Source organism: Psychrobacter sp. AOP7-B1-25 (genome assembly GCF_052376195.1).
Classification (GTDB): Bacteria; Pseudomonadota; Gammaproteobacteria; order Pseudomonadales; family Moraxellaceae; genus Psychrobacter.
Window position 1 is genome coordinate 53,632 of the sequence record NZ_JBQSVK010000012.1, and the last position, 12,734, is coordinate 66,365.

General features: G+C 43.4%; 10 protein-coding genes. 2 read left to right on the forward strand and 8 right to left on the reverse strand.

Annotated elements, in window-relative coordinates; translation table 11 throughout:
- Positions 1-52: 52 nt before the first annotated feature.
- From ACT3QR_RS10235 to ACT3QR_RS10255, 5 genes are all read right to left on the reverse strand, one after another.
- Positions 53-844, reverse strand: coding sequence for an urease accessory protein UreF (locus tag ACT3QR_RS10235; protein ID WP_444521247.1), 792 nt, complete (start codon positions 842-844; stop codon positions 53-55).
- Positions 837-1,421, reverse strand: coding sequence for an urease accessory protein UreE (gene ureE, locus ACT3QR_RS10240; RefSeq protein WP_444521248.1), 585 nt, complete (start codon positions 1,419-1,421; stop codon positions 837-839). The genes ACT3QR_RS10235 and ureE overlap by 8 nt, the downstream gene beginning before the upstream one ends.
- 160 nt (positions 1,422-1,581) lie before the next feature.
- Complete coding sequence (gene ureC, locus ACT3QR_RS10245) at positions 1,582-3,771, reverse strand: urease subunit alpha (RefSeq protein WP_444521249.1); 2,190 nt, start codon at positions 3,769-3,771, stop codon at positions 1,582-1,584.
- 56 nt (positions 3,772-3,827) lie between these two features.
- The gene (ureA, locus tag ACT3QR_RS10250) at positions 3,828-4,130 is read right to left on the reverse strand and encodes an urease subunit gamma (RefSeq protein WP_444521250.1); all 303 of its coding nucleotides are present in this window, start codon (positions 4,128-4,130) and stop codon (positions 3,828-3,830) included.
- Positions 4,131-4,282: 152 nt separating this feature from the next.
- Positions 4,283-5,302, reverse strand: a complete 1,020-nt coding sequence (locus tag ACT3QR_RS10255; RefSeq protein WP_444521251.1) for an urease accessory protein UreD — start codon at positions 5,300-5,302, stop codon at positions 4,283-4,285.
- Between the two features lie 900 nt (positions 5,303-6,202).
- Here ACT3QR_RS10255 and clpP point away from each other — a divergent pair.
- Together clpP and clpX are read left to right on the forward strand one after the other, a co-directional pair.
- Positions 6,203-6,829, forward strand: coding sequence for an ATP-dependent Clp endopeptidase proteolytic subunit ClpP (clpP, locus tag ACT3QR_RS10260; protein WP_197411852.1), 627 nt, complete (start codon positions 6,203-6,205; stop codon positions 6,827-6,829).
- Between the two features lie 181 nt (positions 6,830-7,010).
- Positions 7,011-8,285: an ATP-dependent protease ATP-binding subunit ClpX gene (gene clpX, locus ACT3QR_RS10265; protein ID WP_444521252.1), complete on the forward strand. Its 1,275-nt coding sequence runs from the start codon at positions 7,011-7,013 to the stop codon at positions 8,283-8,285.
- Between the two features lie 141 nt (positions 8,286-8,426).
- Here the strand turns inward: clpX and ACT3QR_RS10270 are convergent, their stop codons facing one another.
- The 3 genes from ACT3QR_RS10270 to argS form a co-directional block, all read right to left on the reverse strand.
- Positions 8,427-9,521, reverse strand: a complete 1,095-nt coding sequence (locus ACT3QR_RS10270; protein ID WP_444521253.1) for a PTS transporter subunit IIC — start codon at positions 9,519-9,521, stop codon at positions 8,427-8,429.
- A 126-nt stretch (positions 9,522-9,647) separates the two neighbouring features.
- Entirely contained in the window at positions 9,648-10,457 is an 810-nt protein-coding gene (locus tag ACT3QR_RS10275; RefSeq protein WP_444521254.1) for an SPOR domain-containing protein, read from the reverse strand.
- A gap of 122 nt (positions 10,458-10,579) precedes the next feature.
- The gene (gene argS, locus ACT3QR_RS10280; RefSeq protein WP_444521255.1) at positions 10,580-12,409 is read right to left on the reverse strand and encodes an arginine--tRNA ligase; all 1,830 of its coding nucleotides are present in this window, start codon (positions 12,407-12,409) and stop codon (positions 10,580-10,582) included.
- Positions 12,410-12,734 lie beyond the last annotated feature (325 nt).

The window sequence follows — 12,734 nt, forward strand, 5'->3', positions numbered from 1 at the left end:
TTTCCTAAAACAGTTTATATATCAATCAGTATAAATAAATAAGAAGGTATGGCTATGAACGGAACAACCGACTGTATTGCTCCTCATGCATACTCGAAAGGATAGCCAAGTTGGGTAAGTTATTAGAGATATTGAGCCTATCATAGAGGTCTTGGCACAGCTGCTCGTTATGCTGCGTAGCGCTTATAGCCATATCAGCGAGTGTATTTTGTGAAATAATGACACTCTCAAAAGCCTGTCGTACATCGACACTCAGAGTATCTACTTGAGCGCCCAAATCGCTTTGTAATTGCCATAGAATACGCTGACCTGCCATCTGCCCTAGCGGTACTGTCTTCACAGCGGCGAGTACCATATTCTCTACTTGAGCAAATCCATAGGTGGTCATAGACTGTGCAAGTGGCAGTTGCCAATGTTGAGCAATATGTGCGAAAAGTGGCAAAAACCCATCTTCAAGCACTTCCGTGGGTATACCAAGACTTAATACTTCGTTGAGCCAAGAGACCATCGCTTGTGCTAACTGCTGAGATTCCAATACAAACTCTTTGCTTTCTAAGCCAGCATGATAATCATGTGCTAGATTCGCTGCTAGCGCTTCATTTCCTTGGTTAAGCGCACACATTATGAGTCCTAACACAGGCAGCTCGTAGCCAATAACTGCTAGCGCTAGATAGTCCTGCATGAAGATAAGAGTACTGGCTTCATCAAAGACAATGCCTGACTCAATCGCTGACTCTACACCTTGTGAATAGGTATAGCTACCAATAGGTAAATTGCTGGAGGCCAGCATCAGTAACTGTCCTAGCTGTCTAGACTGTTCAGGCTGGACACTGATTTCAGTCATCGTTTAGACTACCTGTAGGTGCGGCATCGTGGCTATGGCCATGGCTGTCATCATGGCTATGACTGTGGGAATGAGAGTGGCCATGCGAATGCCCTTGGCCAGTTTGATAAGCACCCGTTTCAGGCTCAAATGGCACTGATGCAGACTCAGTATGTAGACCAAGGTTTTCTAGCATTTGTGCCAGTACATGATCGTTTTCAAAATATAGCGCATAGCCTGCATCCCCTTGATCCAAACTGTGCTCAAACATCAACGGCACATGACGATTACCCAAATGATAAGCGCCTTTCATTAATAGAAAATCATCAGCAGCGGTTACCTTTGTTACGGCTTGTGGTTTAGCGATGACCTGCATCAACTCTCCTGATGCGTTGATAAGAACATCACTGCCTTTTAATACGCCTGTACGAGGAAGGTCAATCCCAACCGCCTCCCCTGAAACCGTAATGGCTCTAAAGCGAGAATGCTGACGTGTATCGAAATCTAACAGTAGATAGTTATCGGATTTGTACTGTTCTGCTATTTGTATTTTTTGAGTGTCGCTCAGTGTACTTAAACGGGTATTAAATATTTTCATAGATAAAGTGCTCTGCTTACTGTTGCTCAAACTATCGTTTAATAGTATTGATGATAAAAGTACTAGAAAGAAATTCGTGCCACACAAACTAGCTATATGGTTTAAGGCGCGCTCTTTAATATTGCCTGTGTGTATGCGTATCTAAACATTAAAATAAGCATTAGAATAAAAAGTAACGCTGCGCCATGGGTAGTACATCAGCTGGCTCACAGGTAAGCGTCTTACCATCAGCGCGTACTTCATAGGTCTCAGGATTGATATCCATATCTGGGCAATAGCTGTTGAAACGCATATCGCTTTTACGAATTTTACGAATACCGTGTACTGGCTGGATGACTTTGGTCAATCCAAGCTGCTTATCAACTTTTTTGTCTATGGCAGCTTGCGACATAAAGGTAATGCTGGTTTGGGCAACCGATTTTGGATACGTGGCAAACATTGGACGATAATGCACAGGCTGAGGTGTCGGTATAGAGGCATTGATATCGCCCATTGGTACTGCAGCGATAAGTCCGCCTTTGATGATACATTCAGGCTTTACCCCAAAAAACTTCGGCGACCATAGCACCATATCCGCCCACTTACCTACTTCAATTGAGCCAACCATGTCGCTAATACCATGGGTAATGGCAGGATTTATGGTGTATTTTGCGATATAGCGTTTGATGCGGAAATTATCGTTGTCCGCGCTTTGGTCATAGTCCGTCAATGTAATGCACTGCTCTTGATGCTCTTTGTCGGCCATTGCATCTGGCGCTAGATGCCCGCGTTGGACTTTCATTTTGTGCGCCGTTTGCCACGTACGAATAACAACTTCACCCACTCGCCCCATCGCTTGTGAGTCACTACTCATCATTGATATCGCTCCCAAGTCGTGCAGTATGTCTTCTGCCGCAATGGTTTCTTGGCGGATACGGCTTTCAGCAAACGCCACATCTTCTGCGATGGCAGGACTCAGATGATGACAAACCATCAGCATATCGAGATGCTCATCAATGGTATTGACGGTGTATGGCCTGGTTGGATTGGTTGAAGATGGCAACACATGCGACTCACCAATAGCCTTTAGGATATCAGGCGCATGACCACCGCCTGCACCTTCAGTATGAAAAGTATGAATACAACGGTTTTTAAAAGCGCCTAGCGTACTCTCTAGATAGCCACTTTCGTTTAAGGTATCAGTATGAATAGCGACTTGCACATCATAATCTTCAGCGACGCTCAAACAATTATCAATGGCTTGCGGCGTCGTGCCCCAGTCTTCATGCAGCTTTAATCCTACTGCGCCTGCTTCGATTTGCTCAGCAATCGGCTCTGGCACGCTCACGTTACCTTTACCTAGCAACCCAATATTCATAGGAATGCTGTCGGTCGACTTTAGCATTGAACCAATATGATAAGCCCCTGGCGTACAGGTGGTAGCAAGTGTGCCTTGAGCTGGTCCTGTACCACCACCTAGCATCGTAGTCACACCTGACATAAGCGCGGTCTCGCACTGCTGGGGCGCGATAAAGTGAATATGACTATCAACACCACCTGCTGTTAAGATTTTACCTTCACCAGAAATAATTTCAGTAGCGCCGCCGATAGGAATATCGATAGCAGGCTGAATATCAGGATTGCCAGATTTGCCAATAGCACTAATGCGACCGTCTTTGATACCGATATCGGCTTTATAAATACCGGTATAGTCAACGACCAATGCATTGGTAATCACTGTATCAGCAACTTCATCGCCTAGCAGTTGTCCTTGCCCCATACCATCACGAATAACTTTACCACCACCGAATTTAACTTCCTCACCTTTTATCTCAGTGGGTTTACTGCTATTTTCACCGCTTTGTGACATTTCTTTTTGGTCAACAGTAGCATCTTTGTGACTGGTCAAATCTGCCTCAACCTGCAACCAAAGCTCGGTATCGGCGAGGCGGACTTTATCGCCTGTTGTAGGACCAAAATGCTCAGCGTAAATATGTCGACTGATTCGCTTTTGCGAAGTAGCTGTCGTTTTCTTATCAGTAGTACTTTCTGATACGTTGTCTGGGTGGGCTGTACCCATAACGCGTCCAGCAAAACCGTATACATCTTGCTTGCCGGCATAAGCAACCAACTCTACTTCTCGAGATTGCCCAGGCTCAAAACGTACCGCTGTTCCAGAAATAATATTTAGACGAAAGCCTCGAGTTTTCTCCCTCTCAAAGCTTAAAGCATCATTGACTTCGTAGAAGTGATAGTGCGAGCCGATTTGGATAGGTCGATCGCCAGTATTGCTGACACTAATGGTCTGTATTTTTCGCCCTTGGTTTAAGATAATATCGCCATCTTGGATATGATATTCGCCTACTTGCATGAGAGCCGCCTTATTTTATAGTGAGCATTTCGGTGCTATAACAATGGTATACAGCGTTACACGATGGGATTATGTACCGTGACCAGTTTAGTACCATCAGGAAAAGTCGCCTCGATTTGCACCTCATCTACCATCTCTGCCACACCTTCCATCACATCATCAGCAGACAAATACGTGGCACCTTCACTCATCAACTCAGCCACTCTTTTGCCATCCCGTGCCCCTTCCATAAGCAGCATACTAATATAAGCAACGGCTTCAGGATAATTGAGCTTAACACCACGATTTTTACGGCGCTCAGCAACCATTCCAGCCGTAAATAGCATGAGTTTGTCTTTCTCAGTTGGAGTCAAATGCATGACAATTCCTTATTGTATTTATCACTATATTTATAGCAGACTAATTATGCTTATAGCAGATTAGAAGTTTCTAAAGCGTTAGATATCGACCAAAAACGTTCGAAGCGTAATCGCAACGCAGCTATTGGCAAATACTATTAGCTAGCACTGTCTTAAGTATCCCAAATACGAGGACGACAAGGCTGAAGCTGCCACCAATGATCGCGCAAGACTTCTCTCAGTTGATAAAAAGCCTCAAAACAGCCGCGTACATCTGAGCCAATGTAACGAATATTAATCGCTTGGCCATTATGAGTGCAATAGACAGGCAGTTTGTCCTGTGCAATGCTTTGACGTAATGCTGCTATCGTATTATCTAGATAGCGAGTCAATGACTGCTTGATAGTTGCTTGGGCCGTTTCGGTTGATTGTGTGGTTTGCGATGCCGACAGCGCAAGGTTTTCTTGAACATCACTCAAGCTTGGCACGGCCCAAAACGATCCATAAATATGCTGATTCGCTAATCCTAAATTTGAGGTAAACCATCGATTTTGTGCCGACTGTGCCACACGTTCAGCAACGACAACCTTATCTTCTCGGTAGATACTCAAGCCAGTATGGTAATTCCCTTTTAAAAACTGCTCATCATATGCTTGCCGTCCAAACACACTAACTTCCCATGTCAGCAGGCTAGAAGATTTTTTTAAATCAAAGCGACTGACCGCATGCATATTGGCTTCGTTATAGATGATACTCTCTTGCGGTAACCATTCTAAGCGAGTATCTGTTGCCATCATGGCCTGTACGTTTTGACTAGCGTAATCTGCTATCTCATCTTGTTCCATGATTTGGTGCGTATCGTTGTTGATCGATGATGCCTTATATTTTTGGCTAACGCTGTCTTTACCATACCACTTACCTGCCCCTGGCGTAGTGATAACAGCATGGCTATCACTATCTACATTCAGGTCTATGGTCAGCGCATCACCACCCGCGATACCTGCTGGTGGGTACAACATCAGAATATGACAAATACCTTGCTGGCTGCTGGGCTCAGGATACAGAGCACGCTGTACCATCAAGGCACCAGTATGCTTACGATGATAAAGCCGCGTCTTAGCAATAGACTCGCCTTGGGTAGTCGTACGTCGAACAGTGTCAAAACTCAGTGCTAAGGAAGAAGCCCAACTCATCTTATATACTCGTCAAATATGATCTAGCGTCTTACGTAACCATTAACGCTTAATCGTTATAAGCTAAGCGTTATCGAAATAAGAACTAGGTTACATAACGTAAAAAATCATTAATACTACTATTTATACAATCATTGTGCCAACTTGTATAAACCTACTAGGGCAAAAAACCAGTCTATATATCTAATACAGTGATTTTGCATTAGTTTTTACTATGTATGCTCACTGACGGTAATAGTAGTATCGGTTTTACTATTTTCTAACCCAAACTTGCTGCTAATTCTTTACCGATAGTTAGCTATATATGCACCAAATCGTAGCATTTTATCGAGAAGATGCACCGTTTTTCAGCACGGCTATTACCCTACATACCATAACTGGAGTTTGTATTGCTTGAACATATCGTGTCCATTGTTAATGGCATACTAAGCACGTTTGATCATGAAATGGAATTAACGTTTCTGTTAACGATGGGCTACTTATACAATCGACTAGCAAGATGGGTAGATTGTCATGCTATTAATCAGGTATTCTATGTTAAAAAGTGAGGTAGCATGAGATCCAAGGCGTCTATGTCGGGATAAGGAATTGTAGTAATTACCTGACAAAGGAATATTTAAGCCAATATTTATTTCTATTAAATATTTTTATTAAAAAGTTATTTTTCAGCTTATACAGAAAAATATAAAAACAGAGTATGCTCACTTTTTCATCTATTTTATGCACAAACCAATTGTATAGGCTTGAATAGTGAGCGCAGCCCCCTTATAAACAACCCATTAGTCAAAAACTACTAGACAACAAAACCATTCAATCCATTTTATTTTTTACATTTATCGATAGGACTTTTCTATGACAGATTATGATCGCATCACTGCCAACCCGCATTTCGATATGCTAATGAGTGCGCACAAAGAAGTACAAACCACACAAGCTGCATTAGTACCTATGGTGGTTGAACAGTCCTCACGCGGTGAACGCTCGTTTGATATTTTTTCACGTCTATTACGTGAGCGCGTTATCTTTTTGACCGGTCAGGTCGAAGACAACATGGCGAACCTTATCGTCGCCCAGTTACTATTCTTAGAAGCTGAAAACCCTGACAAAGATATCCATTTATATATCAATTCACCAGGTGGTTCAGTAAGTGCTGGCTTGGCTATTTTTGACACCATGAACTTCATCAAGCCTGAAGTATCTACTATTTGTATGGGCGGTGCTTACAGCATGGGTTCATTCCTATTGGCTGCTGGCCAAAAAGGCAAGCGCTATTCACTTGCTAATGCTCGTGTCATGATTCATCAGCCTTCAGGTGGTGCGCAAGGTCAGGCAACTGATATCGAAATTAATGCTCGTGAAATCCTTAAAACTCGTGCACGTCTGAATAGCATCTTAGCTGAGCGTACTGGTCAACCAGTAGAAAAAATCGAAAAAGACGTTGAGCGTGATTATTGGTTAGATGCACAAGAAGCTAAAGAGTACGGTTTGGTTGACGAAGTATTAGAGCGTCGCCCTGAATCTTTGTAATCTCAGCTTTAGTGTGACGCCTCTCGATTGAGAGCAAGACCATCAGACCTTTTATAGTTTATTTGCTATACGGCAACTCATAACCAATGTCATATCTATTATTTTGCAGGGTATGACACTGATAGAGCAATCGATATACTGCAAATAAACTAACCAGTTTTAAATTTTAGGAGCGCCTTTTATGGCAGAAGATAATACCCCGCAGTGTTCGTTTTGCGGTAAAGCCAAAAGCGATGTACAGCAACTGATTGCTGCTGACGATGCCAATATCTGTAATGAATGTATCGAGCTATGTACTGATTTAATCGCAGATAGCGCAGAGCACGGTGATGACGATAGCGAAGTCGATACTTCTTGGGTCAATAAAAAACTACCAACGCCAAAAGAGTTGCGTGCCAAGCTTGATGACTATGTCATCGGTCAGGATGCCGCCAAAAAAGCGTTGGCTGTTGCTGTCTATAACCATTATAAACGTCTAAAAGTCAGCCAGACACTAGCTCACGACAGCAAAAAAGCTAAGATCGGCGCTGATGATGCGATGGTTGAATTGGCAAAAAGTAATATCCTGCTGATTGGTCCGACTGGTTCTGGTAAGACATTGCTTGCGCAAACCTTAGCACGTCTGCTTGATGTACCTTTTGCAATGGCTGATGCCACAACATTGACCGAAGCTGGTTATGTTGGTGAAGATGTTGAAAATATCGTACAAAAGCTACTCCAGGCTTCTGATTATGATGTGGCCAAAGCTGAGCAAGGTATTATCTATATTGATGAAATCGATAAAATCAGTAAGAAAGGCGACAACCCATCTATCACACGTGATGTCTCAGGTGAAGGCGTACAGCAAGCGCTGCTGAAACTAATCGAAGGTACCGTTGCTGCTATTCCGCCGCACGGTGGTCGCAAGCATCCACAGCAAGAGCTCATCCAAGTTGATACCAGCAACATCCTAATCATCGTTGGTGGTGCATTTGCGGGTCTTGATAGCGTCATTCAACAGCGTACTGAGAAAGGCGGTATTGGTTTTAACGCTGATGTCAGCTCAAAAGACGACAGCCGTCGTAGCTCAGACTTGCTACAGCAGGTTGAGCCAGAAGATTTAATCAAGTTTGGTCTAATCCCTGAGCTAATCGGTCGTCTGCCTGTACTTGCAGCTTTACAGGAGCTGGATGAAGAAGCCTTGGTACAGATTCTAACTGAACCAAAGAATGCACTGGTAAAACAGTACAAGTACTTGTTCGATATGGAAGGTGCTGAAATTAGCTTTACTCAAGAAGCACTAGATGCCATTGCCAAAAAAGCAATGGAACGTAAGACAGGTGCTCGAGGTCTACGTTCTATCGTAGAAAATGCGCTGCTTGAAACTATGTATGAGTTGCCTTCTATGGAAAATGCTAAAACTGTGATGGTTGATGCAGATGTTATCAATGAAGGTAAAGTACCTAAAATTGCTTAATGTATCGTTCAATTAGTAACTCATTATATGTAAATGGTTATTTATTTAAAAAAAGCGTCTGGCAAACTCTGCTCAGACGCTTTTTTTTGGGCGTGTTTTAGCCAACAGTAATGTATTACTTTCTCGCTCTCTTTTAAGCCGTTATGGCAACTTCATATCACCAGCGACTAACCAGCCCATGCGGCGCATGATGTAAGCCACTAACCCTGCAATCACCGCAGGTAAAACAAACATCAGCAAAACAATCGCCGTCCATAGCTGACCCGTACTCATAATCTCTTGTGATGCTTCAATCACCCCAAATACACCGACCAAACCAGCCGTACCCATGCCTGCTCCTGTTGCCGTGCAAGCCAAGCCAAACCCAACAGTCGCGATAGGCCCAACGATAGCACTGGCAATCACAGCTGGTAATAAAACGATAGGCTTTTTAAGCACATTAGGGATTTGCAGCATACTGGTACCTAAGCCTTGAGAGACCACGCCGCTCACACCATTGTCTTTAAAACTTGCAACGGCAAAGCCAATCATATGTGCAGCGCAGCCAACCACAGCTGCCCCACCTGCGACACCACCAAGCCCAATAGCAATACAAATAGCTGCGCTAGAAGTAGGCAGAGTTAATAAAATACCAACCACGACTGCAATGACAATGCCCATCAACAATGGTTGAAGTTCCGTAGCCGCCTGAATACCTTGACCGATAGCAGCGACTGCATTAACGATAGGTGGGTTCAGTAGCGCACAGACAGCCAATGCAACTGCACATACCAATAACGGAACCAATAAAATATCCAGTTTGGTCTTTCCTGCCACCCAACTACCCGCACGATAAGCAAAGACTGATGTTAGATAGGCGCCTATCGGATTACCAGGCAACGCTACAAAGGTTGCAGGTCCACCCACTTGTGGCATAAATAGCGTACCTGCCATTAGCGCTTCAGAATGAGCACCAAGCATACCTGCCACGAGACAGCTGAGCATCACTAGTGTTGGCGCTTTGAGATAATAAGCGATACCTACACCAATACCAGCGCCCATTAATATTGAGGCAAGTTTCCCGACCGCGACCAATGCTGGCAAATCTAACCAGCCACCGATTTGTGAGATAATGAGACCTGCAATCAACGTGACAAATAGCCCTAAAGCCATCCCAGTGAACGCATCAATAAAGTATTTTTGAAAGAACGCTTTAATGATGCCTGCTTGAGGTGTTACTGAGTTAGATACTGTCATAATCATACTCTTAATGAACGTTTAATAGCATAAAACCGTCGAAAAGCTTTTGATAAAATACAGAGATAAAAAAAGCGCCATTACGACGCTTTTTTTAATAAATATAATAATTGTAAACGAATTAATTTAGCGACGCTGTTCAACGATAATAGAGTCTATACCATTGTTTTGTAGACGTTGCTGCGCCGTTGTCACTGCTTGACGGTTATTCAAAGGACGCGAGATGACTTGATAGATTGGTAAGCCATTACCCGTCGTGTTCTTGACCACTCTAGCATCAACACCCGCCATCAGTACTTGTGCACGGCGACGATCCGCTTCATCTGCATCACTAAAACTATTAATCTGCAAAATATAGGTCGCCGCAGGTGTGGCAGCTTGGACATTTGCCTCACCCGCCCCTGCATTGTTGTTACGAGTCGTAGAGTTATTAGTACTAGTAGTTGGCGTACCATCATAAGTGGCATTTTCTTCAACAACAACGATACCCTCCCCAGACCCAGTATTGCTACCACTAGCTGGTTCGACAGTCGCCTCTTCCGAAGCATCTAAATTGCCCGTATTTTCTGTACTGGCTGTATCACTCTCTGGTTGAGTCACGACAACGTCTGGTTCAAACGCGTCGATACCGTCTATTTGATTATTCTCAATATCAGCAATATCTTCATCAGGGATGGTTGCCATTTCCTGATTTGGCAAAATATCGTAGAACTCATAATCGCCATTATCGGTATCAGTATCCACACGTGGCTGTACTTGACGATCAGGATCGTTCTCAGCGCTACCATCAGCAGGACTGAAGTTAAATAATGGTGAGAGGTAGATAAATACCCCGATCATAAGGGTCAATACTGCCCCAACAAACATCCACAATAAGCCTGATACGCTACTTGATTTGCGCTTTTCTGTTGCGCCTTTAGGTTTTTTGGCTAGCATGGATCTCGTTCTCCCTACTGGATTTAACTATCATCAAATTAATGCTATCAGCTGCCTACATTTATTTCGCATGTTAGAAATTTTTCTATACGAACAATAGCTTTCTACATGTAAAAAAAACACTACATACTAGACGGTGCAGACAAGCCTAGTAGACTAAGCCCATTCACTAATACTTGTCTAACGGCTTTGGATAAGCGCAAACGTGCTTGCATTAAGTCTAGCTCATCTTGACTTGGCATTTCACCTGACGTCAGGCTCATTGGCAAGATACGGTTGGTGTCATACCAACCATGGAACAATGCCGCTAGTTCTTTTAGGTAGTTGGTCAAAACATGCGGCTCGTAACCAGTTGCTGCGCGAAGTAACGTCGCTGGATAGCCTGCTAACAGTTTGATTAGCTCGTCTTCATTTGGCGCACTTAACAAATCTTGATGAGCCAAACCAACGGCATCATCTACGGTCAAATCGTAAGTTGCCAGTTTTTCTAACACACGGCAAACACGCGCATGAGCATATTGAATATAAAATACCTGATTGTCTTTGCTTTGTGATTTGGCAAGTTCTAAGTCAAAATCAACATGCACTTCAGGCTTGCGCGCCACATAGTAGAATCGTGCAGCATCATTACCGACTTCTGCACGTAACTCACGCAAGGTCACAAACTGACCTGAGCGTGAAGACATTTGTACTTTTTCACTACCGCGCCACAACGCGACAAACTGTACAAGCACCACATCTAGACGCTCGGCATCGATACCCAAGGCTAATAGCGCTGCTTTTACGCGTGGGACATAACCATGGTGGTCTGCGCCCCAAATGTTAATGACTTTGTCAAAGCCGCGATCGAACTTGTTTTTATGATAAGCGATGTCAGAGGCAAAATACGTCGATTGACCATTGGCACGACGTACAACACGGTCTTTTTCATCACCAAAGTCGGTTGATTTAAACCAGATGTTACCGTCTTTTTCGTATAGATAGCCTTTGTCATCTAGTATCTGTAGTACAGGCTCAATCTCGCTATCGATAGATCTTTCGCTAAACCAACACTCGTAGCTCACACCAAAGTCGTTTAAGTCGTCTTTGATGTCCGCCAAAATGCTGCTTAGTGCTGCATTTAAAAACAGCTCATAGCCATCGCCAAGCAATGCTTTGCTATTAGCAATCAAGCCATCAATATGCGCCTCTTTATCACCTGATAGCAGTACTTTTTCGCCATCTGCGTTTATCTCAAACTCGGCATCAGCAGGCACGTCTTTGGCAACATCTGCAAAGCTATGTACGTAACTATCACCATGTTGTGTTTTTAGCGTCTGGGCGATGTCACTGACATAGTCACCTTGATAGGCGTTGACAGGAAAAGTCACTTGCTCGCCATTGGCTTCTAAATAACGCAAATAAGTACTGGTTGCTAAGATGTCCATTTGACGACCAGCGTCATTGACATAATACTCACGCGTGACGTCATAGCCGATGGCTTCTAGCAAGTTAGCGACGCTCATGCCAAACGCAGCACCGCGACCGTGACCGACGTGCAGACTTGACGTTGGGTTGGCAGAGACGAATTCAACTTGGACTTTTTGACCGTCGAACTGATTGCTCAAACCAAAGTGATCTTGCAATGTGAAAATATCGTCCAATACAGAAAACTTAGCTTCCGAATTTAAGAATACATTGATAAACCCTGGTCCTGCGATTTCTACTTGGCGGATATCTTGATTGTCAGGCAATGCGCTGACAATTTTTTCAGCAAGTTGACGCGGATTGGCTTTGGCCGCTTTCGCTGCCGTTAGTGCGATATTACTGGCAAAGTCACCGTGACTTAAATCTTTCGTACGGGTAATTTGACTGTTGTTTTGCCAATCACTTGGTAGCGTACCATCTGCTTGTAGGGTTTGAATGGCATCATTAAATAGAGATGCAAGCGTATCAATTTGGGTTTGTGACATAGGAATTTGAACTCAATTAAATAAACAACAAAAATGGTGCAAATGCGAGCAATCGATAACTGCCTATTATAATAGCGATCGACATTGCAAGGATAGAATAATGTAAAAAGATAAGTAACCTGTAAATATAACAATCTTTGCGCTTTATTGCACCATTTGCGCCAAAATTAGCACTAAAATCTTACCGTTATCAGGATTTGGGCTGACTAATATCAATGATGCAAAATTGATAAATAACTCATAATGTGAATTGTAGCGTTACTGTTGCTCGATACTGGACAGTCGTTTATACCTGACTGCTTCCACGTTATAATAATGGTTTGTA